The sequence below is a fragment of the Streptomyces sp. NPDC029152 genome (genome assembly GCF_055564355.1).
Window position 1 is genome coordinate 229,686 of the sequence record NZ_JBVHWR010000003.1, and the last position, 26,640, is coordinate 256,325.

The window sequence follows — 26,640 nt, forward strand, 5'->3', positions numbered from 1 at the left end:
CCGCCCGGACCCGGGGGAGGGCGGGTGGACCGCCGCGCGGGGGTCGTCCGGGGCCCGCGCGTCGGGGGGCGTGCCGGGCCCGGGCGTTCCGGCGGGTTCAGTACCGCGGGTGCGCCAGCGTGGACGGCGGCAGTCCGGGCACGCGCGTGCCGGCCGCCGAGCGGACGGCCGCGGTGAGGGACTGCCGGGTGAGGGTGTGCGGGCGGGGGGCCGCCGGATCGAGGCGCAGGCCGGGGGAGGTGCGGGCGGCGAGGACGAAGCCCCGGTCCCGGGGGGCGCGGGAGGTGCCGGCCGTCCGGTCGGGGCCGGCGGCGGAGCCGGTGCCGCCGACGCGGTAGGCCACGGTCCGCAGCCCGGCCGCGCGCAGCGTCGCGTCGACGGTCCAGAACGCCCGGGGCCGCGAGGAGACCGGTCCGGCGTGTACGGCCAGCCGTCCGCCGGGCGCCAGCACGCGCCGCAGCAGGCCGTAGAACTCCTGCGAGTACAGCTTGGTGCCGGCCGTGGTGCCGGGGTCGGGCAGGTCCGAGATCACCACGTCGTACGTCGCGGTGGGCGTCGAGCGCAGCCGGTGGAAGGCGTCCGCGGTCCCGACGTGGACGCGCGGGTCGCCGTAGGCGTGCTCGTTCAGCGCGGACAGGCCGGGATCGTGCCGGGCCAGCCGGACGAGGCCCGGGTCGGGTTCCACGACGTCGACGCGGCGCACGCCCGGGTGGCGCAGCACCTCCCGCGCGGCGAGGCCGTCGCCGCCGCCGAGGATCAGCACGCGCGCGTGCGGTCCGGCCATGGCCGGGTGCACCAGGGCCTCGTGGTACCGGCGCTCGTCGCCGCCGGCCCGCAGCCGGCCGTCCAGGAAGAGGTGGAGGGGCCGGCCGTCGGTGCCACCGGTGAGGACCACTTCCTGCACGTCGGTCCGGACCGCCACGCGGACGTCCTGGCCGTACACCGCGTGCCGGGCCGCGCGTTCGAAGTCGTCGGCGAGGACGGTCGCCGAGGCGAGGACGGCGAGCACGACGACGTCGGCGGTCAGCAGCAGCCGTCGGGCCCGGCGGCTCAGGTCCCGCCGGAACAGGCCGAGGACCAGGGCGGCGCCGACGGCCGCGTTGACCGTGCCGGTGAGCAGCGCGCCGGTCAGCTGGCCGAGGAAGGGCAGCAGGACGAAGGGGAATGCGAGGCCCCCGACGAGGGCGCCGACGTAGTCCGCGGCGAACAGGTCGGCGACGGCGCCGCCCGCGTCCTGGCGGCGGATGCGCTGGATCAGCTCCATCAGCAGGGGCACCTCGGCGCCGATCAGCAGGCCGATGACGAGCGAGAAGGCGACCAGGAGGAAGCGCGGGCCGTCGGACCACAGACCGCCCCAGCCGCCGGTCCAGGCGAAGACGGCGTACAGCACCATGGCGCTGGAGCCGCCGACGAGGGCGAGGGCGGCCTCGACGGCGCCGAAACCGGCCGCCGCGAACCGGCGCAGCCGCTTGGCGGCGAGCGAGCCGATGCCCATGGCGAAGACCATGACGGACAGGACGACGGACGCCTGGGTGACCGAGTCGCCGATCAGGTACGAGGCGAGGGCGACCAGTTCGAGTTCGTACACGAGTCCGCAGGCCGCGCAGACGAAGACGCCCGCGAGGACCAGGAACCGCCCGGTGCCGGGCCGGACGGGCAGCCGGAGGATCCCGACCGGTCCCGCCGTACCGGCCCTGGCCGGATCACTCGGGCCGGCCGGTCCGTCCGGGCAGCCGCTGCGGCCGTCCGCGCCGTCCCGGGAAGGCGGTGAGAAGGGCGGAGCGGGAGCGTGCGGTTCGATCACGCAGTGACGTTACGTCACTGCGCCACTGCGCCTCGTCACCCACACGTGTGAAACTTCCGTTTCGCGGGGCTCGGGGGTTTACCCGCCTCACACCCCGGACGAGCTGAGCTGCGGTGCCGGCACCCGGACGCCGACCCGGGTCCGGGTCGCCACCAACTGGCCGTCCTGCGGATAGGCGTGCCAGGTGCGCCAGTGCACCTGCCCCTCGTGCCGGTGCGCGAGCAGCGCGGTGAAGGCGTCCGGGCTGCCGGGGAAGACGCCGGCCAGTCCGTGCGGATGGTCGGCGACCAGCGCCAGCAGCTCCTGGGCCCGGCCCGCGAAGGAGCCCGGCGTGAGCAGCTCCACGCGGGCGGCGAACTCGTACTCCCAGTCACCCACCCGCTTGGCCACGCCCAGCGGAAGCGGGGTGCTGCTGCCCGGGATGCACGCGACCGTCTCCGAGCAGCTGCCCCCCTCCTCCTCCAGCAGGACTTGGTGGGAGGCGCCGAGGAGCCTCAACTGCAGCTTCGAGTCCCCCAGTTCGAGGTCGAGGCTGGCCAGCGCGGGCAGCGGTTCGCGCCCCAGCGCCCAGGCCAGGTCGGCGGCGCGCGTGTCGGTGTAGGCGGTGTTCAGGGTCGTGAGCATGGATCGGCTCCGCAAGCGCACAAGGAGAGGAGGGTGGGGGCCCCGCGCACCCCGGTCGCTGTCGGGGAGGCGGCCCGGTCAGCCCGGCCGGCCGGTCGGGAGGGGGACCGACAGGTCGTCCGGGGGCTGCGTCGATGAGGGAGAGCGAATCATGAACTGCGGCGGTACCACAGCGTTTTTACCCAACTTCGTAGCGTTTCCATCCCTCGGGGGGCTCCACAGCTCAACTGTTCAACCAAGGCGTGCGCCCAGCCCGCTCGGCGTGCGCAGGCGTGCGGGAGCGCCCGCCGGGTGTGTTTCCCGGCGGGCGCTCCCGGTGGGGACGCGGGCCCCTGACCCAGGTGCGGGCCCCTCGGAGCGGATGCGGTTCCCCCTGGCAGGAGCTCAGCTGCCCCGTGTCAGCTGCCTCCACCGCATCCGCCGCCCCCTCCCCCGCAGGACGACCCGCCTCCGCAGGACGAGCCGCCTCCGCAGGACGAACTGCTCCCGCAGGAGTAGCCACCGTGGTGCCCGCCCGAGGACGAGCCGCCGTCCCCGGCCCACCAGCTGTTGTTGCTGCTGTGACTTCCGCCCGACGACCGCGAGCCCCGTCCGCGCGCACGGCCGGCGGTGAAGCCGGCCCGCGCGCGGGAGGCGGCCCCGGCGACGACCAGAGCGATGACGACGATCAGGATGATGCCGACCAGCATGGCGTCACCCTCCTTCCGATTCCCCCGGGCTCCCGCCCGGAAGTTCCCCCGAAGCAACCCCCCGTCGGGCGCCCCGCTTTCCGTGAAGCTCGTTGCGTGACCGGGGGATGCCCCCGCCCGCCGCGCCCCAAAGCAGAGTTGAGGAACTCCAGAGCTTCGGCGCAGGATGGCCGCCATGACCTCCAGCGCACGCCCCTTGCTCAACCGCCGGCTCGCCGAGTTCGGGACCACGGTCTTCGCCGAGATGTCCGCCCTGGCGGCGAGAACCGGGGCGATCAACCTGGGCCAGGGCTTCCCCGACACCGACGGCCCCGAGGAGATCCGGGAGGCGGCCGTACGGGCCCTGCGCGACGGGCGCGGCAACCAGTACCCGCCGGGCCCGGGCGTCCCCGAGCTGCGCACCGCCGTCACCGCCCACCAGCAGCGGCACTACGGCCTGTCCTACGACCCGGACACCGAGGTCCTGGTCACCGCCGGCGCCACCGAGGCCATCGCCGCCTCACTGCTGGCCCTGCTGGAACCCGGCGACGAGGTGATCGCGCTGGAGCCGTACTACGACTCGTACGCGGCCTGCATCGCCATGGCGGGCGGCACGCGGGTGCCGGTGACCCTGCGCCCGCACGAGGGCGCGTTCCGCCTCGACCTGGACGAGCTGCGCGACGCGGTCACCGACCGCACCCGCCTGCTGCTGCTCAACACCCCGCACAATCCGACGGGCACCGTCCTGACCCGCGCCGAACTCGCGGCGGTCGCCGAGCTGGCCGTGGAGCGGGACCTGCTGGTGGTGACGGACGAGGTCTACGAGCACCTGGTCTTCGGCACCGCCGAGCACGTCCCGCTCGCGTCCTTCCCGGGGATGCGCGAGCGCACGGTGACGATCAGCTCGGCCGGCAAGACGTACTCGTTCACCGGCTGGAAGGTCGGCTGGATCACCGCGCCGCCCGCCCTGGTCACCGCGGTGCGCTCGGCCAAGCAGTACCTGACCTACGTGGCGTCGGGCCCCTTCCAGTACGCCGTCGCCGAGGCCCTCGCGCTGCCCGACTCCTACTTCTCCGGTTTCCGCGCGGACATGGAGGCCAGGCGGGACGTCCTGGCGGCCGGCCTCGCGGAGGCGGGCTTCGGCGTCTACCGTCCCGCCGGGACGTACTTCGTCACCACCGACATCCGCCCCCTCGGCGAGAGCGACGGCTTCGCCTTCTGCCGGGACCTGCCGGAGCGCGCGGGTGTCGTCGCCATCCCCAACGCGGTCTTCTACGACCACCGGGAGGCGGGCGCCCCCTTCGTCCGGTTCGCGTTCTGCAAGCGGACGCCGGTCCTGGAGGAGGCCGTGCGGCGGCTGAAGACGCTGGGGGGCTGAACGACGAGAGCCCGGCCCCGGCACACGACCCCGGACGGCGGTCGGTGCCCGGCCGGGCTCCGCGGTACGCGGGGGCGGACTACTCTCCGCCCTCGTCCTCGGGCTTCTCCGCCTCGTCGACCTCCTGCTCCAGGCCGAGCTGCTCCACCAGCCAGCGGTCGAACTCGATGGCGGCGCGCACCCAGCTGACCGTCGAGGAGACGAAGTGCTCCAGGCTGACGCCCATGCCGATCAGCATCTGCGCCTCGCCGATCAGGCGGACGGTGCCGTCGTCGTGGGTGTGGGAGTACACCTTGGGCCACAGGGTGCGCCGGTTCCAGTCGTCGAGCGACTCCAGCAGCTGCGGCTTGTCGTCGATCTCGTGGGGGCGGTCGTAGAACGTCCGCACCGAGAAGATCTGCTGGTCGCCCTCGCCACGGAACATGAAGTACGTACGGAACTGCTCCCACGGCGCCGCGAGGTCTCCCTCGTCGTCGACGACGTACTTGAGCTCCATCTGTTCGAGGAGCTGCTTCACGAGGTCCTGATCCGGGACGACGGGGCCCGCCGGCCCTTGGGGCTGCGGCTCGGGCTGGCCCCCGAAGTTCGGAATCGAGGACGGGTCGATGCTCACCGTGTTTTTCCCTTCGTACGGATCACACCATCCTCCCCCATGCGGGGAGGGGGGTGGCAAGCCCGCCGGGGCCCTGTCAGCCCTGGGCTGACACGATCCGGCCGGTCGGGTGGCCCCGGCGGACGGCCGGTGCCGCCCGTACGGGCGGCACCGGCTTCCGGGGGCCGGCGCGGATCACGGCGTCCACCTGCGACGTACGGGCGGCCCGCCGCCCCACGAGGGGCGACGGGCCGCGCGCGGGCCACCCGGGCTACAGCGTCTTGCCGCTCGCCGGGCCCACGATCAGGTCGTCGCCGAAACGGTCCACGCGGACCGTGTCGCCGTCCTTGATCTCGCCGGCGAGGATCTCCCGGGCGAGCCGGTCGCCGATCGCGGTCTGCACGAGGCGGCGCAGCGGGCGGGCGCCGTAGGCCGGGTCCATGCCCTCGTCGGCCAGCCACGCCAGGGCGTCGTCGGTGACCTCCAGGGTGAGGCGGCGCTCGGCGAGGCGCCGGGCGAGCCCGTCGATCTGGAGCCGCGCGATCCGGCTCAGCTCGTCCTTGCTCAGGGCCGAGAAGACCACGAGGTCGTCGAGCCGGTTGAGGAACTCCGGCTTGAACGACGTCCGGACCACCTCCAGGACCTGCTCCTTCTTCTCCGCCTCCCCGGTCAGCGGGTCGACCAGGTACTGGCTGCCCAGGTTGGAGGTCAGCACCAGGATGGTGTTGCGGAAGTCGACGGTGCGGCCCTGCCCGTCGGTGAGGCGGCCGTCGTCCAGCACCTGGAGCAGGATGTCGAAGACCTCGGGGTGCGCCTTCTCCACCTCGTCCAGCAGCACCACGGTGTACGGGCGGCGCCGCACGGCCTCGGTGAGCTGGCCGCCCTCCTCGTAGCCGACGTATCCGGGCGGGGCGCCGACCAGCCGGGCGACGCTGTGCTTCTCGCCGTACTCCGACATGTCGATGCGGACCATGGCCCGCTCGTCGTCGAAGAGGAAGTCGGCGAGCGCCTTGGCCAGCTCGGTCTTGCCGACACCGGTCGGGCCCAGGAAGAGGAACGACCCGGTGGGCCGGTCGGGGTCGGCGATCCCGGCCCGGCTGCGCCGCACGGCGTCGGACACGGCCCGCACGGCCTCGCCCTGCCCGATCAGCCGCTTGCCGAGCTCGTCCTCCATGCGCAGCAGCTTCTGCGTCTCGCCCTCCAGCAGGCGACCGGCGGGGATGCCGGTCCAGGAGGCGACGACGTCGGCGATGTCGTCGGCGCCGACCTCCTCCTTGACCATGGTGTCCCTGGCGGCCTCCTCCTCGGCCTCGGAGGCGGCCTCCAGGTCGCGCTCCAGGGCCGGGATCTCGCCGTAGAGGAGCTTGGAGGCGGTGTCGAAGTCGCCGTCGCGCTGGGCGCGTTCGGCCTGCCCGCGCAGTTCGTCGAGCTTCTCCTTCAGCTCGCCGACCCGGTTGAGGGACTGCTTCTCCTTCTCCCAGCGGGCGGTGAGGCCGCGCAGCTCCTCCTCCTTGTCGGCGAGGTCGCGGCGCAGCCGCTCCAGGCGCTCCAGCGAGGCGGCGTCGGTCTCCTTGCCGATCGCCAGCTCCTCCATCTTCAGCCGGTCGACGGAGCGCTGGAGTTCGTCGATCTCGACGGGGGAGGAGTCGATCTCCATGCGCAGCCGGGACGCGGCCTCGTCGACGAGGTCGATGGCCTTGTCGGGCAGGAAGCGGGAGGTGATGTACCGGTCGGACAGCGTCGCGGCGGCCACCAGCGCGCTGTCGGCGATCTGGACCTTGTGGTGGGCCTCGTAGCGGCCCTTGAGTCCGCGCAGGATCGCGATGGAGTCCTCGACGGTCGGCTCGGCGACCAGCACCTGCTGGAAGCGCCGCTCCAGGGCGGGGTCCTTCTCGATCCGCTCGCGGTACTCGTCCAGCGTGGTCGCACCGACCATGCGCAGCTCACCGCGCGCGAGCATCGGCTTGAGCATGTTCCCGGCGTCCATGGCGGAGTCGCCGCCGGCGCCGGCCCCCACGACGGTGTGCAGCTCGTCGATGAAGGTGATGATCTGGCCCTCGGAGTCCTTGATCTCCGCGAGGACGGTCTTCAGCCGCTCCTCGAACTCGCCGCGGTACTTGGCGCCGGCGACCATCGCGCCGAGGTCCAGCGCGACCAGCCGCTTGCCCTTCAACGACTCGGGCACGTCGCCCTTGACGATCCGCTGGGCGAGCCCCTCGACGACGGCGGTCTTGCCGACGCCGGGCTCGCCGATGAGGACGGGGTTGTTCTTGGTGCGGCGGGACAGCACCTGCACGACGCGCCGGATCTCGTGGTCCCGTCCGATGACGGGGTCGAGCTTGCCCTCGCGCGCGGCGGCGGTGAAGTCGGTGCCGAACTTCTCCAGCGCCTTGTACTGGCCCTCGGGGTCGGCGGTGGTCACCCGGCGTCCTCCCCTCGCCTTGCGGAAGGCCTCCTGCAGCTTCTTCGCACCGGCACCCTGTCCCTCCAGCACCTCACCGGCCGCGCCGCCCTTCGCGGCGATGCCGAGGAGCAGGTGCTCGGTGGAGAGGTACTCGTCCCCGAGCTCCTTGGCGCGGGCCTGGGCGTCGGCGACCACGGCGAGCATCTCACGGTTGGGCTGCGGCGGCGCGACCGTGGACCCGGTGACGCTGGGCAGCCCGGCGAGGATGCGCTCGGCGCCGGACCGCACGACCGCGAGGTCGGCCTCGACGGCGGCGAGCAGGTCGGTGATGTTCTCGTTGTCCTGTCCCTGGAGCAGAGCCAGGAGCAGGTGGGCGGGGGTGAGATCGGGGTGTCCCTCGGTCACGGCCCGGTTGCTGGCCGCGTTGATCGCGTCCCGGCTCCGGTTGGTCAGCTCGGCGTCCACGTTCTGGCTTCCCTCCTAGCGTCGGCCGTCGGCGGTCCGGCCGCGTATCCCAGTGCTGACTCGGTCAACGTGCACAAAGTTGAGTCTATTCCACTCAAGGAGGAAACGGCGGCCGGTCGCGCCGAGGAGCGCCTTTCGGCCGGACGGGGAACGCGCCGATGCCCGGACATGTCCGGGCATACGACAGCGGCGTCACCGTGTTCAGGTCACGGTGACGCCGCTGCCGGGGGGAAGCACCTGAGCGATCTGTTACGACGGGGGAATCGCGTCAGGCACTGCGGGGGGTGGCCGAGATGGTCCTCACTTCGGAGACCTCCGGCTGAGCGAGCCGGTGGTCCCTCTGGTCCAGGTTCACAAAGATCATTCCGTACCGGACGGCACACCGCACGGGCCGCGGCGCCCCCCGAGGCCGCCGCAGGCACCGGTACGCCCGCACGTCGCCGTCCTCGTCCAGCGTGACGACGACCGGCTCGCCGAAGACCGTCACCATCAGGGAGTCACCGGGATGCGGGATCGCGGTGACCAGATCGATGAAGTGCCAGCCGGAGCGGTAGGCGGTGGCCATCTCGCGGCGGAAGGAACGGTCGTCGGGTGGAGTGGTCATCGCGATCAGTTCCAAGACGTGTCGTCGGTGCGGTCCCCGCCGACGACGACCGTGATCGACCCGGTGTTCGCCCGAACGTCACTGGACTTGCCGGCCAGGCCGCTCGCGGCCCCAAGCACCACAACGGCGGAAAGAGCAGCGGCAAGTACCGAGCGAAGCATTCTCTTACTCATAGTCGGCTTCGTCCTCACTCGATGGTCTCCTCTTCCCCCGTCGGGTAAGACGATGGCTCATTCGGGCACGTCATGGCCACACAATCGGTGCATCATGTTCCTGCATGTTCAGGACCCTGGGGGGTGGAAAATTGGGGACAAACGGGAAACAAGTGGCGCATCCCCATGCCATAACCGAACTTTGCGACGAAGGCAGTCGCCTCTACGTCGGCGCTCTGCGTGCCGGCCGCATCGCACGCGCGGACGTCGAGGAAGCCCCTTGCCTCATGGAGTTCGCTCTGCTCCACCCGGACCCCGACGACGCCACCTGGCTGCGTCCCGTCCCTCCGACGGTCGCCCTGGCGCAGCGGCTCCACCCCATCGAGCGGGAGATCACGGAGCGCAGGCGCCTCTCGGTCGAACTCGCCGACGCCTTCGAACCCTTCATGGCCGCGAGCGCCCAGAGTGCCGCGACCACTCACGCCATCACCGTGCTGGAGGGCAAGGATCGCATCAACGCGGCCCTGAACCTGGCCACTTCCGAGTGTCACACCGAAGTACTCACCGTGCAGCCCGGCGGCCGCCGGCTGGAGAGCAACCTCCTGAAGGGCCTCGAACGGGACAGGCCGCTCATCGAACGCGGGGTACGGCTGCGGACGCTGTACCAGCACACCGCCCGGCACAGCCCCGAGACCCTGGCCTACGTGGAGCGGATCGCCAACGGCAAGGTCGAGGTGCGGACCATCGACGAACTGGTCGAGCGGCTCATCATCTGCGACGAGACGGTGGCTTTCATCCCGACGCGGGAGGACCGCCAGGTCGCCCTGGAACTCCGCCACCCCGGCCTGGTCCGGTACCTGGTCAAGGTCTTCGAGTTCATGTGGGCGCGCGCCGTCCCGCTCAAGGTCGGGACACCGTACGAGACGGCCCCCGACGGCATCACCGACATCCAGCACTCCATCGCCAAGCTCCTGGTCGAGGGCCACGTCGACGAGGCCATCGCCCGGCGCCTGGGGATGAACGTGCGCACCTGCCGCGCGCACATCGCCAAACTCGCGACCGTCCTGGGCAGCGGCAGCCGTGCGCAACTGGGCTACCTGATCGCGCAGTCGGGGATCCTCGAACAGGCCCAGGGCAGCCAGGGAGGGGGCCACTCGTGACCGGGGGGACGCACCGGCACGCACGGGAGGAGCTGTGCGAGGCGGGCCTCGGTCTCTACACCCGCGCCCTGCGGGAGGGGCACCTGCCCAGCGAGGAGGCGGCCGAAGCGCCCTGCCTGGTCGACAACGGCCTCCTGCATCCGTCGGTCGACGACCTGACCCGGATGGAGCCCGTCGCACCGGCCGTCGCCCTGCAGCGCCTGCTCCGTTCCTCGGAGGAGCGCATCGTCGGCGAACGCCGTCGTGGGCAACGGCTCGCCGATGCCTTCGAGCCCCTCGTGCGGCTCGGGGGGCCGGCCGCCGCGAGCGGGGACACCCCGTCCCTCAGGATCCTCAGCGGCAAGGAGCGGACGAGCCGGGCCATCGCCGAGGCCATGGCCGAAGGCCGGGACCAGCTCCTGGCCATCCAGCCGCACGACGGGCTCGTCGCCCCGCCCTTCCACCACCACGAAGCCGCCATGGAACGGGACCAGGCCTTCCTCGACAACGGCGGCCGGGTGCGCGCGCTGTACCAGCACACCGTCCGCCACGCCCCCCTGATCATCGGGCGTTACGAACGCCTGACGGGTGACGTGGAGGCGCGGACCCTCAACGAGGTCACCGAGCGCCTCGTCGTCGTGGACCGCACCGTCGCCTTCATCCCCGCCAGCGCCGACCGTTCACTCGCCCTGGAAGTCCGCCACCCCGCCCTGGTGGCCTACTTCATCAACATCTTCGACCGCCTCTGGCACCTCGCCACCCCCATGCACCCCCAGGCGGTCCGGCAGCCCACCCTCGGCGGCATCACCCCCCGCCAGCGCGCCATCGCCGCCCTCCTCGTGGAAGGGCACACGGACGCCTCGATCGCCGACCGCCTCGGCATGAACGTCCGTACCGCCCGCGTCCACATCGCCAAGCTCGCCGCCACCCTCGGCAGCGAGAGCCGCGCTCAGCTCGGTTACCTCATCGGACGTTCGGGGATTCTCGACCGGGAACGCTGACGGAGGGCGAGCCGTCCAGGCCGGCCTGGGCGATGCGCACCCCCAGCTGGGTCCGGCTCGTCGCGCCCAGGGTCTCCGACAGGCGGGCGATGTGCGCCCGGCACGTCCGCACGCTGATGCCCAGCCGCTCCGCGATCACCGCGTCCTGGTGGCCCTCCGCCAGCAGCGCCGCGATGGACCGCTCGCGGTGCGAGACGCCCTCGAAGCCGGTGTCCGGGAGCGGCGCCGACAGGGGCACCGCCAGGCGCCACAGGCGTTCGAAGACCGTCACCAGGTAGGTGATCAGCGCGGGGTGGCGCAGTTCCAGGGCCATCGTGCAGTCGGCGTTGGCGGGGATGAACGCCACCGTGCGGTCGAAGAGGATGAGGCGGTCGACGACCTCGTCGAGGGTGCGGGCCTCCACCGCGTCGCCCATCAGCTCCAGGTAGGTGAGCAGCCCCTGCCCGTGCCGGGCGACGTGCGTGTACAGGTCCCGCATCCGCACCCCGCGCCCGCGCAGCGCCAGCGCCCGGTGCAGCCCCTCCGTCAGCTCGTGCTCGCGCCGGATGCCGCCGGGCTGGACGGTGAGCACCTCCGTCGTGCACGCCTGGGTCGCCTCGTCCATCGCGCCCTGGATGCGGGTCAGCCCGTCCAGCACCCGGATCGCCGTGCCCTCCGTGGCCGCCGGCGTCCGGACGCGCCGGCCCAGACCCGCGTACCGCTCGAAGGCCTCCACCGCCGAGCCCACCCGCCGCTGGCTCGCCCTGACCTCCTCGTGCACCCCGCGCAGCAGCCGGGTCATGACCTCCTGCGGGGAGGTCGGCACGAGCCAGTCCATGTCGTCGGGGTCGGGGTGCAGCAGGGCCAGCTCCAGCAGGCAGGGCACCGGCTCCGCGTCCCGGCGCGGCACCCGGCCGAGCCGTACGGCCCGGGAGTACACGCGGTCCCCGGCCGCGCACAGCCGGTCGGCGCCGTGCGGATGCTCCTGAGCCCCGTGCCCGGCCATCGCCCATCCCACCCCCGGTTCCGGCTCTTTCCGCAGCGCAACTATGCGCGGCCGGGACCGGGTCCGCAACACGGCTCCGCGCCGGGCGGCGGCCGGAGGACACCGGTTCGCACCGGTATGCCCGTGCGGTGGGCGACGGCTACTTCAGCCCGATCTCCGCGCAGGCCGACGCGAACTTCGCCGTGCAGATGTCGGAGACCTTGTAGAAGCCGTCCGCCACGACGGTGTCCTTGATGTTCTTCTTCGTCAGGGCGACGACCGGGACGAGCTGCGCCGGGATGCCCCGGTGGCTGGGGCTGTCGACCCTGTCGCGGGTGAGCGCGTCGAACTGGATGTCCCGCCCCTGGAGGTACGCCACGACCATCTCCGCGGCGCTCTCGGCCTCCTGCGGGTAGGGCTTGTAGACGCTCATGTACTGCTCGCCGGCGACGATCCGCTGGACCGCCGGCAGCTCCGCGTCCTGACCGGTGATGGGCGGCAGGTCGGTGACGCCCGCCGCCTCCAGGGCGTCGATGATGCCGCCCGCCATGCCGTCGTTGGCGGAGTAGACGCCGGCGATGTTCTTCGCGCCGATCGCCTCGATCGCCTCCGCCATGTTCGCCTCGGCGTTCTCCGGCGCCCAGTCCTTGGTGTCGAAGGACTGGGCGATGGTCACCTTGCCGTTCAGCTCGGACATCGCACCGGCCTTGAACTGCTTGGCGTTCGGGTCGGTGGACGAGCCGTTCATCATGACGATCTTGTCGGAGGTGTCCGCCTCGCCGCCGAGCGCCTCGACGAGGGAGCGCCCCTGGACCTCGCCGACCAGCTCGTTGTCGAAGGAGATGTAGGCGTCGATCGGGCCCTCGGCCAGCCGGTCGTAGGCGATGACCGGGATGCCGGCGTCCTCGGCCTTCTGCACGCTCGACGCGATGTCGTGCGAGTCCACGGCGTCCAGGACGATGGCGTCGACCTTGTCGTCGATCATCTTCTGCATCTGCGCGGCCTGCTTGGAGGCGCTCGCCCCGGCGTTGGCGTACTCGACCTTGCCCTGCTCGCGGGTGAGGGAGGCGATCTTCTTCTCGAAGTACGGGTGGTCGAACTGCTCGTAGCGCGTGTTCGCCGTCTCCGGCAGCAGCAGGCCCACCGTGATGTCGTCGCCCTTCGACGGGCTCGCGCCGTCACTGCTCTCCGAAGCGCCCAGCGCACCACAGCCGACCAGCGAAACGGACATCGTGGACGCTGCCAGGGATATGGCGATACGACGGATGCAGGAGCTCACTTCTGGTGCCTTCCGGACGCGGGGGCCGCATTGCAACCCAGGTGACTGAAAAGCCAACGCGTCGCCGCCGTCATCGTCAAGCGGAACCACTTAACGAGATGACAACACCACGCTCCGCAGCCGATGTGGAGACGGAGCGGAATCACCTCCCGACTCCCTTTACAGGCCTTCCACGCGAGGGGCACGCGAAGGGGCCCGGAGGTTCGGGCGAACCTCCGGGCCCCTTCGCGGAATCCTCACGCGGCGTCAGTCCGGCGTCTGCTGCTGCCGCTTGGGCCGCCACACCACCAGCGCACTGGTCTGCTGGACCTCCTGGTACGGCACCAGGTCACGGCGGTACGACGCGTGCACCGCCGCCTCCCGCTGGCGCATCGCCGTGGCCGCGCCCTCCAGCGCGTCCGACAGCTCCGCTATGCGGGACTGGAGCGCGGCGACCTGGTTCTCCAGTTCGATGATGCGCTTGATTCCGGCCAGGTTGATGCCCTCGTCCTGCGACAACTGCTGCACCTGGCGGAGCAGTTCGATGTCGCGGGCCGAGTAGCGCCGGCCGCGCCCGGCCGTGCGGTCGGGGGAGACCAGGCCGAGGCGGTCGTACTGGCGCAGCGTCTGCGGGTGCAGACCGGAGAGCTGGGCCGCCACCGAGATGACGTAGACCGGGGTGTCCTCGGTCAGTTCATACGGGTTGCGTCGACGACCGTCCATTCCCGTCAAGCTCCCTTCGCGGCCTGGAACAGCTCCGCCCGCGGATCCTCGTCCGCGGTCACCTCGCGATACGCCTCGAGCGCGTCACGAGCCTTCCCCGACAGGTCCTTCGGGACACTCACCTCCACGGTGACCAGGAGGTCGCCGCGGGTGCCGTCCTTGCGGACCGCGCCCTTGCCCCGGGCGCGCATGGTGCGCCCGCCCGGCGTGCCCGCCGGCAGCTTCAGCGTGACGGGCGGACCGCCCAGGGTCGGGACGCGGACCTCGCCGCCGAGCGCCGCCTCGGCGAAGGTGACCGGGACGGTGACGGTGAGGTTGTCGCCCTTGCGGCCGAAGACGGGGTGTTCCTTGACGTGGACCACCACGTACAGGTCGCCCGCCGGGCCGCCCCGCTCGCCCGGCGCGCCCTTGCCGCGCAGCCGGATGCGCTGCCCGTCCGCCACCCCGGCCGGGATGCGGACCTGCATCGTCCGCGAGGACTTGGCGCGTCCGGAGCCCTTGCAGACGTCGCAGGGGTTCTCCGAGATCAGGCCGCGGCCCTTGCAGTCCGGGCAGGGGTCGGTCAGCGAGAAGCCGCCGCCGGAGCCCCGGGCGACCTGGCCGGTGCCGACGCAGGTCGGGCACACGCGCGGCGTGCCGTTCTTGTCGCCGGTGCCCGAACAGGCCTTGCAGGGCTGCTGGCTGGACATGCGCAGCGGGACCGTCGCGCCCTCGATCGCCTCCGTGAAGCTGAGGGTGACCTCGGACTCGACGTCCTGGCCGCGCCGCGGCTGGGTCCGCGTGCCGGCGCCGGTCCCGCCGGCGCCGGTGCGGTTGAACAGGCCCCCGAAGACGTCCCCGAGACCGCCGCCGAAGCCGCCGGCCCCGCCCTGGGCGCCTCCGAAGAGGTCGCCCAGGTCGAAGTTGAAGGTGCCGCCGCCGCCCGCGCCCGGCCCCGGGCGGAACCCGCCGTTGCCGAACAGCGCGCGGGCGTCGTCGTACTCCTTGCGCTTCTTGGGGTCACCGAGGACGTCGTTCGCCTCGGAGATCTCCTTGAAGCGCTCCTCGGCCTTCGTGTTGCCCTTGTTGGCGTCCGGGTGGAACTCGCGGGCGAGCTTCCGGTACGCCTTCTTGATCTCGGCCTCGGTGGCGTCCTTGGGGACGCCGAGGACCTTGTAGTAGTCCTTCTCGATGAAGTCCTTGGTGCTCATCCCCGACGTCCCTCCTCTCCTGCGTACGCGTACGTCGTGACGTCAGCCCTCCTCCGGGCCACCGTTCTCCTTGTCGTCGGCCGCCTCGGCCGGCTCCTCGGCCTTGACGGTCTGCGCACCCGGCTGCGGCTCGGCCACGGCCACCCGCGCGGGGCGGATGGTGCGCTCGCCGATCCGGTACCCGGGCTGCAGAATCGCCACGCACGTCGTCTCGGTGACGTCCGGTGCGTAGGAGTGCATCAGGGCCTCGTGGATCGTCGGGTCGAAGGGCTCGCCCTCCTTGCCGAACTGCTGGAGGCCCATCTTGGCCACCACGGTCTCCAGCGACTCCGCGACGGACTTGAACCCGCCGACGAGTTCGCCGTGCTCCCGGGCGCGGCCGACGTCGTCGAGCACGGGAAGCAGCTCGGACAGGAGGTTCGCCACGGCGATCTCCTTGACCGCGACGCGGTCCCGCTCGACCCGGCGGCGGTAGTTCTGGTACTCGGCCTGGAGGCGCTGGAGGTCCGCCGTGCGCTCGCCGAGCGCCGTGCGTGCCTGATCCAGCTGGGCCACCAGACCCGCGTTCTCACTCGCGTCCCCGGCCGGGGCCGCCTCCTCCTCGGAGGCGGCCGTCGGTTCGGCGGCGTCAGGGGCTGCGCCAGAGGGGACGTCGGGCTTCTCGTCGAAGCCCGGGGTCTCCTCGGTCACGCCGCACCGTCCTTGCGCTCGTCGTCCACGATCTCGGCGTCGACGACGTCGTCGTCGGCGCTCTTGTCACCGGCACCGGCACCCGGGGCCTCGCCGCCGGCGGCCTGCGCGCCCTGGGCGTCGGCGTACATGGCCTGGCCCAGCTTCTGCGAGACGGCGGCGACCTTCTCGGTGGCGGTGCGGATCTCGGCGGAGTCCTCGCCCTTGAGCTTCTCCTTCAGCTCGGCGACGGCCTGCTCGACCTCCGTCTTGACCTCGCCGGGGACCTTGTCCTCGTTGTCCTTGAGGAACTTCTCGGTCTGGTAGACGAGCTGCTCGCCCTGGTTGCGGGTCTCGGCGGCCTCGCGGCGGCGGTGGTCCTCCTCCGCGTACTGCTCGGCCTCCTGGCGCATGCGGTCGACCTCGTCCTTCGGCAGCGAGGAGCCGCCGGTGACGGTCATCTTCTGCTCCTTGCCCGTGCCCAGGTCCTTCGCGGTCACGTGCATGATGCCGTTGGCGTCGATGTCGAAGGAGACCTCGATCTGCGGGACGCCGCGGGGCGCCGGCGGCAGGCCGGTCAGCTCGAACATGCCGAGCTTCTTGTTGTACGCCGCGATCTCGCGCTCGCCCTGGTAGACCTGGATCTGCACGGAGGGCTGGTTGTCCTCGGCGGTGGTGAAGATCTCCGAGCGCTTGGTCGGGATCGTCGTGTTCCGCTCGATCAGCTTGGTCATGATGCCGCCCTTGGTCTCGATGCCGAGGGACAGCGGGGTGACGTCGAGCAGCAGGACGTCCTTGACCTCGCCCTTGAGGACACCGGCCTGGAGCGAGGCGCCGATGGCGACGACCTCGTCCGGGTTGACGCCCTTGTTGGCCTCCTTGCCGCCGGTCAGCTCCTTGACGAGCTCGGCGACGGCGGGCATGCGGGTGGAGCCGCCGACGAGGACGACGTGGTCGATCTCGGACAGCTGGATGCCGGCGTCCTTGATGACGTTGTGGAACGGCGTCTTGCAGCGCTCCAGCAGGTCGGCGGTCAGCTGCTGGAACTGGGCGCGCGTGAGCTTCTCGTCCAGGTGCAGCGGGCCCTCGGCGGAGGCCGTGATGTAGGGCAGGTTGATCGAGGTCTCGGTGGACGAGGACAGCTCGATCTTGGCCTTCTCGGCGGCCTCGCGCAGGCGCTGGAGGGCCATCTTGTCCTTGGACAGGTCCACGCCGTGACCGGACTGGAACTGCTTGACCAGGTAGTCGACGACGCGCTGGTCCCAGTCGTCACCACCGAGGTGGTTGTCACCGTTGGTGGCCTTCACCTCGACGACGCCGTCGCCGATCTCCAGCAGCGAGACGTCGAAGGTGCCGCCACCGAGGTCGAAGACGAGGATGATCTGCTCGTCCTTGTCGAGGCCGTACGCCAGCGCGGCGGCGGTCGGCTCGTTGACGATGCGCAGGACGTTCAGGCCCGCGATCTCGCCGGCCTCCTTGGTGGCCTGGCGCTCGGCGTCGTTGAAGTACGCCGGGACGGTGATCACCGCGTCGGTGACCTTCTCGCCCAGGTAGGCCTCGGCGTCCCGCTTCAGCTTCTGCAGCACGAAGGCGCTGATCTGCTGCGGGTTGAAGTCCTTGCCGTCCAGGTTGATCTTCCAGTCGGTGCCCATGTGGCGCTTGACCGACCGGATGGTCCTGTCGACGTTCGTGACCGCCTGGCGCTTGGCCACCTCGCCGACCAGCACCTCACCGTTCTTGGCGAAGGCGACGACGGACGGCGTGGTCCTGGCGCCCTCGGCGTTGGTGATGACGGTGGGCTCACCGCCCTCCAGAACGCTGACGACGGAGTTAGTCGTGCCCAGGTCGATGCCGACCGCACGTGCCATGGTGATTTCCTCCAGCTGACTTGAGTGGAACAGGCTCAAGTGTGCATGACGCGCACCGCCGGGTCAACAGACGTGAGTCGGCCAGACTCAACTCTTATCCGTTCCTTACGCGCAATGACGCGCTGACCTGCGCATTCCGCGAACCGATGGCCTGGCGAACCGGAAAATCCGCCCGCCGGGGGGAGGTGTGCACCCCGGTCCCGGGACGCGAGGCGGGGACCCGGCGCGACCCGCGGACGGCGGTGCCCGGACCGGTCCGCCGCGGCTCGTGCACCCGCACCCTCAGCAGCCCCAGCACCGCGGCGGCCGAGGCGCCCGCCACTCCCAGCACGGCCGCCTCCCCCAGCCGGCCGATGTGCACGAGCACCCCCACGAGTACCCCGCCGGACGCGCCCGCACCGAGCAGCACGACCACCCCTTGAGGGGTCAGCCCCAGCCGCCGCAGCCGGTGGGCGAGGTGATCGGGGCCGCCGCGCAGCGGGGACCGGCCGGCCAGCCGGCGCGACAGCAGGACGAGGACGGCGTCGGCGCTCGCCGGCGCGGTCAGCGCGAACAGCACTCCCGCACCGGCGCCGGGCGCCTGCCCCGCCCGGGTGAACACCGCCGCCCCGGCGAGCAGGAAGCCGGCGAAGAGCGCCCCGGACGCCCCGAGCGCGATCCGGGCGGGGTGCCAGTTGTGCAGCAGGAACCCGGTCAGCGCGGCGGCCAGCGCGCTCAGCAGCACCGCGAGCCCGTCCATCAGCTCCGCCGCCGCGCAGACGCCGACGCCGAAGGCGGTCACCACCCCCACCGCGCCGGCCAGCCCGTCGGCGTGGTCGAGCCCGCGGAAGGCCATGGCGACCAGCGCGATCCAGAGCACCGCCAGCGCCCCGGCCAGCGGCCCGGTCCCGTCGTACGGCACCACGCACGCCGCCGCGAGAGCCGTGCCGGCCAGCAGCCACCGCCGCCGCAGCCGCCAGAGGTCGGCGGCGAGGCCCAGCGCCCCGACGGCACAGCCGGCGACGAGCAGCCGGACCACACCCGTGCCGAGCGGGACGGCGCCCGTCCACTGGCAGGCGCCCGCGACCGCCCCGGTGGCGAGGACGACGGCCACGCCGCCGAGCAGGGGCACCGGGCGCGGACGGCGCCGGTCGACGAGGGCCAGACGCAGGGCGGACGCCCTCAGCAGGGCGGTGAGCAGGACGGCGAGGAGAAAGGAGACGGTGGCGGCAGTGATCCCGTAGAGCACGGACCTAAAATAGGCCGAATATCACGATGTGCGATGAATGTCCTGTCCAACCCGGCGTGGCGGCGACGGGCGACGGCCGGCGGGCGGTCAGGGTTGCCTCAGCGACGCAGATCACCGCGGCCCTGACTACAGTGCGGCTGGAGATACGGGTAGTCTCGGACAGACTGCATAAGTTACCGCTTAGTAATGTCGGGGTGGGTGAAGAACCCCGTCCCCAATCCCTCGCAGGCCCGAGGAGCCCCCAAATGCAACTCGCCGCGATCGTCGTGTCGCTGGTTCTGATTGTGGTCGGCGTGGCCCTGTTCGCCCGCGCCATCCTGCAGATCGTCAACTACATGCGGCTCGGCCAGAGCGTGCCCGCAGGCACCCGCACCGACGCACCCGGACAGCGCACCCTCACCGTGGCCAGGGAGTTCCTCGGCCATACCCGGATGAACCGCTGGGGCGTCATCGGCGTCGCGCACTGGTTCGTGGCGGTGGGCTTCTTCACCCTGCTGCTGACGATCGTCAACGCCATCGGACAGCTGTTCCAGGCCGACTGGATCCTTCCGGTCATCGGCGACTGGGCGCCGTACAACGTCTTCGTCGAGTTCATCGGCACGATGACGGTGCTCGGCATCCTGGTCCTGATCGTCGTCCGGCAGCTGAGCCACCCGAGGAAGCCGGGCCGCAAGTCCCGCTTCGCGGGGTCCAACTTCGGACAGGCGTACTTCGTCGAGGCCGTCATCCTCATCGTCGGCGTCTGCATCTTCATGCTGCACGCGCTGGAGGGCGCCCAGCACCACGTGGACGGCTACGAGGCGTCGTTCTTCATCTCGTACCCGGTGGTGTCGTGGCTGGAGGGCATGGACGTCTCCACGCTCCAGAACCTCACCTACTTCTTCGCCGGCCTGAAGATCGCGACCTCCTTCATCTGGATGATCACGGTCGGCCTGAAGACCGACATGGGCGTGGCCTGGCACCGCTTCCTCGCCTTCCCGAACATCTGGTTCAAGCGGAACGCGAACGGCGACACCTCGCTGGGCGCGCTGCTGCCCATGACGTCGGGCGGCAAGCCGATCGACTTCGCCGACCCCGGCGACGACGACGTCTTCGGCGTCTCCCAGGTCGAGCAGTTCTCGTGGAAGGGCCTGCTGGACTTCTCCACCTGCACCGAGTGCGGCCGCTGCCAGTCGCAGTGCCCCGCCTGGAACACCGGCAAGCCGCTCTCCCCCAAGCTCCTGATCATGTCCCTGCGCGACCACGCGCACGCCAAGGCCCCCTACCTGCTGGCCGGCGGCGGCAAGACGACGGAGGGCGAGGAGAAGGCGTCCGCCGAGCAGCTCGAGGGCGTCCCCGCGGCCGCTCTCGCCGAGGCCGAGCGCCCGCTGATCGGCACCGCCGAGGAGAACGGCGTCATCGACCCGGACGTCCTGTGGTCCTGCACCACCTGCGGCGCCTGCGTCGAGCAGTGCCCGGTCGACATCGAGCACGTCGACCACATCGTCGACATGCGCCGCTACCAGGTGATGATCGAGTCCGCGTTCCCGTCCGAGGCGGGCACGATGCTCAAGAACCTGGAGAAGAAGGGCAACCCCTGGGGCCTGGCCAAGAAGCAGCGCCTGGAGTGGACCAAGGAGGTCGACTTCGAGGTCCCGGTCGTCGGCAAGGACATCGAGGACCTCACCGAGGTCGAGTACCTGTACTGGGTCGGCTGCGCCGGCGCCCTCGAGGACCGCGCCAAGAAGACCACCAAGGCCTTCGCGGAGCTGCTGCACATGGCGGGCGTGAAGTTCGCCATCATGGGCGGCGACGAGAAGTGCACCGGTGACTCCGCCCGCCGCCTCGGCAACGAGCCCCTCTTCCAGGAGCTCGGCATGGAGAACGTCATGTCCCTCAACGCCGCCTTCGGCGAGGAGATGGACGACGAGGGCAAGGTCGTCCCGGAGTCGGCGAAGCCCAGGTCGGCGAAGAAGATCGTCGCCACCTGCCCGCACTGCCTCAACACCCTCGGCAACGAGTACCCGCAGCTCGGCGGCGACTACGAGGTCATCCACCACACCCAGCTGCTCCAGCACCTCGTCGACGAGGGCAAGCTGGTCCCGGTCACCCCGGTCGAGGGCATCATCACCTACCACGACCCGTGCTACCTGGGCCGGCACAACAAGATCTACACGCCGCCGCGCGAGATCATCGCCGCCGTCCCGGGCGTCCGCAACGAGGAGATGCACCGCCACAAGGAGCGCGGCTTCTGCTGCGGCGCCGGCGGCGCGCGGATGTGGATGGAGGAGCGGATCGGCAAGCGCATCAACAACGAGCGCGTCGACGAGGCCCTGTCCCTCAACCCGGACATCGTCTCCACCGCCTGCCCGTTCTGCCTCGTCATGCTCACCGACTCGGTCAACGGCAAGAAGAACGACGGCAAGGCGAAGGAGTCCGTCCAGGTCGTCGACGTCGCCCAGCTCCTGCTGGAGTCCGTCAAGACCCCGGCCGACCCGGCCGGCGAGGCCGAGCCCGAGAGCGAGCCGACGCCCGAGCCGGTGAAGTAGCCCCCTTTCGGCCACGACAGACCGGCCGACGCCCCCGGATCCGCCAGGACCCGGGGGCGTCGCCGTTCCCCTGTGAGGCCGGCGGGACGGACGGGACGGGTTGCGGAACGCGCGCGGCGGACGGGCCGCAGCCGCGGCGGCCCCGGGAGGCATGAGGGGCGCATCCGGGGCCTCCCGTAGGGGATGTCACAGCTCGGCCGCAAAGGACCCCCCGAAAGCCCGGCCCCCGCACGTCACTCTCCGGGACCAGGTACGTTCGAAGGCGTGGCTGGATTCAGGATCGGACGCGGCCGGGACAACGGCGCTCCTCACGCGCGACCGCAACACCCTCCGTACGGACAGCAGATGCCGCAGGGACCGTCGTACGGCGCTCCCTCGGCGCCTCGGCAGCCGTACCCGCAGCAGCCGTACGGGCCCGGCGGCCCCGGTGGTCCCGGCGGCGGGCCCTGGCCGCAGCCCCACGGCGGCCACGGGGAACCGGAGTACTTCGGCGACGGCGGCCACCCCCAGGGCGGCCCGCACCACCCGCACGGCGCACCGGCCCCGCACGACCCGTACGCGGCCAACAACCCCGGTCACACCCAGGCGTTCGCGATCGGCGAGGACCCCTACACCCAGGGCGAGACCTACCGCGCCGGCTCGGCGGCACCGCCCCCCGGTCCGGTCGGCCCGCGCCTGCACTGGAAGGCGCTGCTGAAGGGCATCGTCACCGCCCCCGACCAGACCTTCCTCCGGATGCGGGACTACACGCTGTGGGGCCCCGCCCTCGTCGTCACCCTCCTCTACGGCCTGCTGGCGGTCTTCGGCTTCGACGGCGCCCGCGAGGACGCGATCAACGCGACCCTCTCGAACGCGGTCCCGATCGTCCTGACCACGGCCGTGGCGATGGCGCTGAGCGCCTTCGTGCTGGGCGTCGTCACCCACACCCTGGCCCGCCAGCTCGGCGGCGACGGCGCCTGGCAGCCCACGGTCGGCCTGTCCATGCTGATCATGTCGATCACGGACGCGCCCCGCCTGGTCGTCGCGATGTTCGCCGGCGGCGACGCGCCCTTCGTGCAGATCCTCGGCTGGATCACGTGGGTCGCGGCCGGCGCCCTGCTGACCCTGATGGTCGGCCGCTCCCACGACCTGCCCTGGCCCAAGGCGCTCGGTGCGTCCGCGATCCAGCTGGTCGCACTGCTGTCGATCGTCAAGCTGGGCACGTTCTGACACCCACCACGCGGAAGGGCCCCCGGCGCCTGGCGCCGGGGGCCCTTCCGCGTGTCCGGACGGCTCAGGCGTCCAGCACCTGCCCGTCCCGCCGCACGACGGGCGGCTGGACGCTCCACGGGAAGTTGATCCAGTCGTCGGTGCGCTTCCACACGTACTCGCACTGGACGAGCGAGTGGGACTTCTCGTAGATCACCGCGCTGCGCACCTCGGCGACCGTGTCGAGGCAGAAGTCCCGCACCAGCTTGAGCGTCTTGCCGGTGTCGGCGACGTCGTCGGTGATGAGGACCTTCTTCTCGGAGAAGTCGATGACGTTGGGCACGGGCGCGAGCATGACCGGCATCTCGAGCGTGGTGCCGACGCCGGTGTAGAACTCCACGTTCACCAGGTGGATGTTCTTGCAGTCCAGCGCGTAGGCCAGTCCGCCGGCCACGAAGACCCCGCCGCGGGCGATGGAGAGCACTATGTCCGGCTCGTACCCGTCGTCGGCGACCGCCTGGGCGAGCTCGCGGACGGCGACGCCGAACTGCTCGTAGGTCAGGTTCTCCCGTACATCACTCATGCGCGCGTCCTGCTCATACCTGGGTCCGATGGAAGTTGATGAAGGACCGGGAGGCGGTCGGCCCCCGCTGCCCCTGGTACCGCGAGCCGTACCGCTCGCTGCCGTACGGGTGGTCGGCCGGCGAGGTGAGCCGGAACATGCAGAGCTGCCCGATCTTCATCCCGGGCCACAGCTTGATCGGCAGGGTCGCGAGATTGCTGAGCTCGAGCGTCACGTGACCGGAGAACCCGGGGTCGATGAACCCGGCGGTGGAGTGCGTGACCAGCCCGAGCCGTCCGAGCGAGCTCTTGCCCTCCAGCCGCGAGGCGAGATCGTCGGGCAGCGAGACGACCTCGTACGTACTGGCCAGTACGAACTCGCCCGGGTGCAGGATGAACGGCTCGTCCCCCTCCGGCTCCACGAGCCGGGTCAGATCCGCCTGCTCGACGGAGGGGTCGATGTGCGGGTACCGGTGATTCTCGAACACCCGGAAGTAGCGGTCGAGGCGCACGTCGATGCTCGACGGCTGCACCATGGAGTCGTCGAAGGGATCGATGCGCACCCGTCCGGAATCGATCTCGGCCCGGATGTCCTTGTCTGAGAGAAGCACGCACCGAGGATACGCAAGGCGCGCGGAGCAGCGACAATCGCCGCCGCGCCGCGCGCCCGGTACTGCTGGGGTCTTCGTGCCCGGAGGCCGGCTACCGCTTCACCGGCTCCACCGGCACGGCACTCCGCAGCCGCGCACACCGCGGACATCGGACGAGCCGGCCGGGACCGAGCCGCTCGGCCTGCTGCATCGGAAACGTGGCGGCGGTGAACACGTGCCCGTCGGCACAGCGGAGGACGGTGCGATCCATCAAGTCCTTCAAGTCCCTTCCCCAAGAGCCGCGTCTGGCTGGACTACCCTGACGACGAAAGCCACATTACGGGATCAAAGAGACGACTCTCCAGGCGGCACTCCGCCCCTCCCGGGCACCCTCCGGAACACCCCCACGGTACGCCCCGACTCCAGCCCCGCGCAGCCGCTTCCGCCCCCTGAAAGACCCTCAGGCCCCACGGCGTGAACACCGGGGGCCTGCGATGAGGTAGAGTGACCGAGCGTCCACCACCGGTCTCCGGTCGGCGGATTACGCGGGTGTAGTTTAATGGTAGAACATCAGCTTCCCAAGCTGAGAGCGCGAGTTCGATTCTCGTCACCCGCTCCATGAAGAAGGCCCAGGTCGGCGACCTGGGCCTTCTTGCTGTTCTCGGCGATCACCCGCCGCGTGCCGGATTCGCGCCAGAAGGCTTGTCCGACACCTTCCTGGCTGCGGCGGCCCGCGCCTTCCGCACGGTGGCGTCGAGGCCGGCCGCGACCTCCTGCTGTCGCTCGTCGTCGAAGTGCTGATGGATCAGCGCCGCCTTCTTCGAGGACTGGCCCGCGCGGACCATCGTGTCCTTGAGGGGGGCACCGGGCCGGGTGGACAGCGTGTGCCCCGTGTGGCGGAGGTCGTAGAAGCGGAAGCCCTCGGGCATGCCGACGACGACCACCGTGGCGAGCGCTCCCGCGTAGAGGGTGAGCGGGCGGCCGGCGGATGGCACCGGCGCCTGCTCCCGGTGCTGCGCTGTGAGGGTCGTGGGCGGCGTATCGGGTCGTACCCGCGTGTCCACATCGAGGGCGGCGGCCGGGCGATGGTCTCGCAGGCCGGAGGCGTGCTGCTGGTCGAGACCGTCCGCAAGGCCGGTCTCGACACCGCGATAACCGCGGCGCTGACGCCGTGGCGGAAGCCGCGGGCTGACCACGATCCGGGGAAGATCCTGCTGGACGTCGCACTGGCGGTGGCGCTGGGGGGAGACTGCCTCGCCGGTGTCGGCATGCCGCGGGCCGAGCCGGCCGTGTTCGGGGCGGTCGCCTCCGATCCGACGGTCTCCCGCCTGATCGACTCCTTCGCCTCTTCCGGCGACCGAGCTCTGCAGGTCATCCGTTCCGCGCGGCCGAAGTCCACGGAAATGTCTGGTGGTTGGCCTATCGGGAAGCGCCCGATGCCGACGGGACGGTGACCGTCGATCTCGACGGGGTGCTGGTGATCGCGCACTCCGGCAAGGGGGACGCGGCCCCGACCTGGAAACGGACCTGGGCCATCACCCGCTGATGGGGTTCGCCGATCACGGGCCGGGCGGCACCGGAGAGCCGGTGGCGGCCCTGCTCAGGCCCGGGAACGCAGGCTCGAACACCGCCACCGACCACGTCACCGCCGCCCAACCGGCTCTGGCTCAACTGCCGAAGGAGTACCGGCGCGGGCGTCAGACCCTGATCCGCACCGACTCAGCGGGCGGCACCCACGACTTCGTCGCCTGGCTCGCCCGGCGAGGGCGGTGGCTGTCCTACTCGGTCGGCATGACGGTCACCGACGCGATCCACCAGCATGTGCTGAAGGTTCCGGCCTCGGCCTGGACACCGGCCGCCGAGGCGGACGGCGAGATCCGGGACGGGACCTGGGGCGCCGAACTCACCGGCGACGTCCTGGACGGCTGGCCCAAGGCATGCGGCTGATCGTCAGGAAGGAACGGCCCTACCCCGGGGCCCAGTCGCGGCTCACGGACGCGGACGGCATGCGGCTTACCTGTCTCGCCACCAACACCGTCGGCTGGCCGATCGCCGAACTCGAGCTCCGTCACCGGCTACGAGCGAGGGCCGAGGACCGGATCCGGGCCGCCCTGGCCACCGGCCTGCGGGATTTCCCTCTGCACCGCACCGCCCAGAACCAGATCTGGGCGGAGATCGTGCAGATCGCTCTCGATCTGCCGGCCCGGATGCCGATGTTCGCTCTGACCGGCACAGCCGGGCTCTGGGAACCCCGCCGCCTGAGCCTCCGCCTGTTCAGCGCGGCCGGGCAGTTCGTGACCAACAGAACGTTCGCATGGCTGATGAGAGGCAACCGCGAGCCGAGTTCTGCGCAGAACGCCGGACGAGCGAACGCAGTACGCTGAGTTGCGCGGGACCAGGCCCGCCGCACAGTGTCCGGGAGGCGTGTCATGACTGCCGAGATGGTGGCCCCGGCGTGGATGCACGAGCAGATCACGGCGGAGGAGTACGAGTCGTGGTCCGAGGAGCAGTGCGCCGGCATCGAGATCGTGGACGGAATGGTCGTCGTGAGTCCCAGCGCGTCCAAGCGGCACAATCGGCTGGCCCGGCTCCTGGCGAATGCCCTGGACGCCGCCGCAGGCCCGGACTGGAACGCCGACACTGATTTCGACGTCCGGCTGCAGGACGTCCCGCTGACCAATCGCCGCCCCGACGTCATCGTCTACCGTGCGGACACGATCGACATCACACCCACCCGGCCCGAGCACGTACTGCTCGTGGCCGAGGTCGTGTCGCCGGGCTCGGAAACCACCGACCGGATCGTGAAGGTGGACCAGTACGCCAAGGCCGGGATCGGCTTCTACTGGCGGATCGAGCAAGCCGCGACGGGTGCACCGCTGGTGTACACGTACCTGCTCGACCCCGCGACGAGGACGTACCGCGAGGGGGACGTGTTTGCCGGCGTCTTGAAGGTCACCGCCCCCTTCGCGGCGGAGATCGACCTCGGCCGGATTTGAATGGGTCGCGGGCAGGAGGGATGCTCGGCCTGCGGCGTTGCGCCCC

The 26,640-nt window shown here is 71.2% G+C and carries 21 protein-coding genes, 1 tRNA gene and 2 pseudogenes; 8 read left to right on the forward strand and 16 right to left on the reverse strand.

Going from position 1 to position 26,640, the window contains the following annotated elements:
* Positions 1-97: 97 nt before the first annotated feature.
* The 3 genes from ACZ4V6_RS07695 to ACZ4V6_RS07705 form a co-directional block, all read right to left on the reverse strand.
* A complete protein-coding gene (locus tag ACZ4V6_RS07695) occupies positions 98-1,804 on the reverse strand; it encodes a polyamine aminopropyltransferase (RefSeq protein WP_467823596.1) in 1,707 nt (568 codons plus the stop codon).
* 87 nt (positions 1,805-1,891) lie between these two features.
* Positions 1,892-2,428 (reverse strand): DUF2617 family protein, encoded by a 537-nt coding sequence (locus ACZ4V6_RS07700; protein ID WP_467823599.1) that lies wholly within the window; start codon positions 2,426-2,428, stop codon positions 1,892-1,894.
* A gap of 398 nt (positions 2,429-2,826) precedes the next feature.
* Entirely contained in the window at positions 2,827-3,117 is a 291-nt protein-coding gene (locus ACZ4V6_RS07705; RefSeq protein ID WP_467823602.1) for a hypothetical protein, read from the reverse strand.
* Between the two features lie 166 nt (positions 3,118-3,283).
* Here ACZ4V6_RS07705 and ACZ4V6_RS07710 point away from each other — a divergent pair, with 166 nt between their 5' ends.
* Positions 3,284-4,474 carry a pyridoxal phosphate-dependent aminotransferase gene (locus ACZ4V6_RS07710; RefSeq protein ID WP_467823604.1) on the forward strand — a complete coding sequence of 397 codons (1,191 nt, stop codon included), beginning with the start codon at positions 3,284-3,286 and terminating at the stop codon, positions 4,472-4,474.
* Between the two features lie 79 nt (positions 4,475-4,553).
* Here the strand turns inward: ACZ4V6_RS07710 and ACZ4V6_RS07715 are convergent, their stop codons facing one another.
* From ACZ4V6_RS07715 to ACZ4V6_RS07725, 3 genes are all read right to left on the reverse strand, one after another.
* Positions 4,554-5,087 (reverse strand): YbjN domain-containing protein, encoded by a 534-nt coding sequence (locus ACZ4V6_RS07715; RefSeq protein ID WP_467823607.1) that lies wholly within the window; start codon positions 5,085-5,087, stop codon positions 4,554-4,556.
* A gap of 250 nt (positions 5,088-5,337) precedes the next feature.
* Positions 5,338-7,935 carry an ATP-dependent chaperone ClpB gene (clpB, locus tag ACZ4V6_RS07720; RefSeq protein ID WP_467823609.1) on the reverse strand — a complete coding sequence of 866 codons (2,598 nt, stop codon included), beginning with the start codon at positions 7,933-7,935 and terminating at the stop codon, positions 5,338-5,340.
* 268 nt (positions 7,936-8,203) lie between these two features.
* On the reverse strand, positions 8,204-8,539 hold the full coding sequence (locus ACZ4V6_RS07725; RefSeq protein WP_467823612.1) for a hypothetical protein: 336 nt from the start codon (positions 8,537-8,539) through the stop codon (positions 8,204-8,206).
* Positions 8,540-8,816: 277 nt separating this feature from the next.
* Between ACZ4V6_RS07725 and ACZ4V6_RS07730 the strand changes: the two genes are divergently transcribed.
* The gene (locus ACZ4V6_RS07730) at positions 8,817-9,851 is read left to right on the forward strand and encodes a helix-turn-helix transcriptional regulator (RefSeq protein WP_467823614.1); all 1,035 of its coding nucleotides are present in this window, start codon (positions 8,817-8,819) and stop codon (positions 9,849-9,851) included.
* A complete protein-coding gene (locus tag ACZ4V6_RS07735) occupies positions 9,848-10,831 on the forward strand; it encodes a helix-turn-helix transcriptional regulator (protein ID WP_467823616.1) in 984 nt (327 codons plus the stop codon). Before ACZ4V6_RS07730 ends, ACZ4V6_RS07735 begins: the two co-directional genes overlap by 4 nt.
* Here ACZ4V6_RS07735 and ACZ4V6_RS07740 read toward each other — a convergent pair.
* The 7 genes from ACZ4V6_RS07740 to ACZ4V6_RS07770 form a co-directional block, all read right to left on the reverse strand.
* Positions 10,794-11,816 carry a helix-turn-helix transcriptional regulator gene (locus ACZ4V6_RS07740; protein WP_467823618.1) on the reverse strand — a complete coding sequence of 341 codons (1,023 nt, stop codon included), beginning with the start codon at positions 11,814-11,816 and terminating at the stop codon, positions 10,794-10,796. The two genes, ACZ4V6_RS07735 and ACZ4V6_RS07740, sit on opposite strands and share 38 nt — an antisense overlap.
* Before the next feature lie 139 nt (positions 11,817-11,955).
* Entirely contained in the window at positions 11,956-13,074 is a 1,119-nt protein-coding gene (locus ACZ4V6_RS07745; protein WP_467823620.1) for a sugar ABC transporter substrate-binding protein, read from the reverse strand.
* Positions 13,075-13,320: 246 nt separating this feature from the next.
* Positions 13,321-13,776, reverse strand: coding sequence for a heat shock protein transcriptional repressor HspR (locus ACZ4V6_RS07750; protein WP_467823623.1), 456 nt, complete (start codon positions 13,774-13,776; stop codon positions 13,321-13,323).
* A 5-nt stretch (positions 13,777-13,781) separates the two neighbouring features.
* Positions 13,782-14,966, reverse strand: coding sequence for a molecular chaperone DnaJ (gene dnaJ, locus ACZ4V6_RS07755; RefSeq protein WP_467823626.1), 1,185 nt, complete (start codon positions 14,964-14,966; stop codon positions 13,782-13,784).
* A 42-nt stretch (positions 14,967-15,008) separates the two neighbouring features.
* Positions 15,009-15,656 (reverse strand): nucleotide exchange factor GrpE, encoded by a 648-nt coding sequence (gene grpE, locus ACZ4V6_RS07760; protein WP_467823629.1) that lies wholly within the window; start codon positions 15,654-15,656, stop codon positions 15,009-15,011.
* Positions 15,653-17,503 (reverse strand): molecular chaperone DnaK, encoded by a 1,851-nt coding sequence (gene dnaK, locus ACZ4V6_RS07765; protein ID WP_467823632.1) that lies wholly within the window; start codon positions 17,501-17,503, stop codon positions 15,653-15,655. The genes grpE and dnaK overlap by 4 nt, the downstream gene beginning before the upstream one ends.
* 94 nt (positions 17,504-17,597) lie before the next feature.
* Positions 17,598-18,731, reverse strand: a complete 1,134-nt coding sequence (locus ACZ4V6_RS07770) for an MraY family glycosyltransferase (protein ID WP_467823635.1) — start codon at positions 18,729-18,731, stop codon at positions 17,598-17,600.
* 245 nt (positions 18,732-18,976) lie between these two features.
* Between ACZ4V6_RS07770 and ACZ4V6_RS07775 the strand changes: the two genes are divergently transcribed.
* Both ACZ4V6_RS07775 and ACZ4V6_RS07780 read left to right on the forward strand, forming a co-directional pair.
* Positions 18,977-21,259 (forward strand): heterodisulfide reductase-related iron-sulfur binding cluster, encoded by a 2,283-nt coding sequence (locus ACZ4V6_RS07775; protein ID WP_467823637.1) that lies wholly within the window; start codon positions 18,977-18,979, stop codon positions 21,257-21,259.
* 183 nt (positions 21,260-21,442) lie between these two features.
* A complete protein-coding gene (locus tag ACZ4V6_RS07780) occupies positions 21,443-22,468 on the forward strand; it encodes a Yip1 family protein (protein WP_467823640.1) in 1,026 nt (341 codons plus the stop codon).
* 64 nt (positions 22,469-22,532) lie between these two features.
* Here the strand turns inward: ACZ4V6_RS07780 and ACZ4V6_RS07785 are convergent, their stop codons facing one another.
* Both ACZ4V6_RS07785 and dcd read right to left on the reverse strand, forming a co-directional pair.
* Positions 22,533-23,030, reverse strand: coding sequence for a phosphoribosyltransferase (locus ACZ4V6_RS07785; protein ID WP_399875245.1), 498 nt, complete (start codon positions 23,028-23,030; stop codon positions 22,533-22,535).
* A 13-nt stretch (positions 23,031-23,043) separates the two neighbouring features.
* Complete coding sequence (gene dcd / locus ACZ4V6_RS07790) at positions 23,044-23,619, reverse strand: dCTP deaminase (RefSeq protein WP_189230045.1); 576 nt, start codon at positions 23,617-23,619, stop codon at positions 23,044-23,046.
* A gap of 524 nt (positions 23,620-24,143) precedes the next feature.
* Between dcd and ACZ4V6_RS07795 the strand changes: the two genes are divergently transcribed.
* Positions 24,144-24,217 (forward strand) — tRNA-Gly (locus ACZ4V6_RS07795).
* 49 nt (positions 24,218-24,266) lie between these two features.
* On the opposite strand, the pseudogene ACZ4V6_RS07800 reads toward ACZ4V6_RS07795, so the two are convergent.
* Positions 24,267-24,533: pseudogene (locus ACZ4V6_RS07800) on the reverse strand (tyrosine-type recombinase/integrase); the annotation flags it as partial.
* A 105-nt stretch (positions 24,534-24,638) separates the two neighbouring features.
* Between ACZ4V6_RS07800 and ACZ4V6_RS07805 the strand changes: the two are divergent.
* Positions 24,639-25,982, forward strand: a pseudogene (locus ACZ4V6_RS07805) (IS1380 family transposase).
* Between the two features lie 45 nt (positions 25,983-26,027).
* A complete protein-coding gene (locus ACZ4V6_RS07810; RefSeq protein ID WP_467823645.1) occupies positions 26,028-26,594 on the forward strand; it encodes a Uma2 family endonuclease in 567 nt (188 codons plus the stop codon).
* Positions 26,595-26,640 lie beyond the last annotated feature (46 nt).

What these genes read in the sequence shown, in the direction of transcription:
- ACZ4V6_RS07700 (WP_467823599.1), bottom strand. Translation starts at nt 2,428, where the DNA reads ATGCTCACGACCCTGAACACCGCCTACACCGACACGCGCGCCGCCGAC.
- ACZ4V6_RS07705 (WP_467823602.1), bottom strand. Translation starts at nt 3,117, where the DNA reads ATGCTGGTCGGCATCATCCTGATCGTCGTCATCGCTCTGGTCGTCGCC.
- ACZ4V6_RS07710 (WP_467823604.1), top strand. Translation starts at nt 3,284, where the DNA reads ATGGCCGCCATGACCTCCAGCGCACGCCCCTTGCTCAACCGCCGGCTC.
- ACZ4V6_RS07725 (WP_467823612.1), bottom strand. Translation starts at nt 8,539, where the DNA reads ATGACCACTCCACCCGACGACCGTTCCTTCCGCCGCGAGATGGCCACC.
- ACZ4V6_RS07730 (WP_467823614.1), top strand. Translation starts at nt 8,817, where the DNA reads ATGTTCAGGACCCTGGGGGGTGGAAAATTGGGGACAAACGGGAAACAA.
- ACZ4V6_RS07740 (WP_467823618.1), bottom strand. Translation starts at nt 11,816, where the DNA reads ATGGCCGGGCACGGGGCTCAGGAGCATCCGCACGGCGCCGACCGGCTG.
- ACZ4V6_RS07750 (WP_467823623.1), bottom strand. Translation starts at nt 13,776, where the DNA reads ATGGACGGTCGTCGACGCAACCCGTATGAACTGACCGAGGACACCCCG.
- dnaJ (WP_467823626.1), bottom strand. Translation starts at nt 14,966, where the DNA reads ATGAGCACCAAGGACTTCATCGAGAAGGACTACTACAAGGTCCTCGGC.
- dnaK (WP_467823632.1), bottom strand. Translation starts at nt 17,503, where the DNA reads ATGGCACGTGCGGTCGGCATCGACCTGGGCACGACTAACTCCGTCGTC.
- ACZ4V6_RS07775 (WP_467823637.1), top strand. Translation starts at nt 18,977, where the DNA reads ATGCAACTCGCCGCGATCGTCGTGTCGCTGGTTCTGATTGTGGTCGGC.
- ACZ4V6_RS07780 (WP_467823640.1), top strand. Translation starts at nt 21,443, where the DNA reads ATGTCACAGCTCGGCCGCAAAGGACCCCCCGAAAGCCCGGCCCCCGCA.
- ACZ4V6_RS07785 (WP_399875245.1), bottom strand. Translation starts at nt 23,030, where the DNA reads ATGAGTGATGTACGGGAGAACCTGACCTACGAGCAGTTCGGCGTCGCC.
- ACZ4V6_RS07810 (WP_467823645.1), top strand. Translation starts at nt 26,028, where the DNA reads ATGACTGCCGAGATGGTGGCCCCGGCGTGGATGCACGAGCAGATCACG.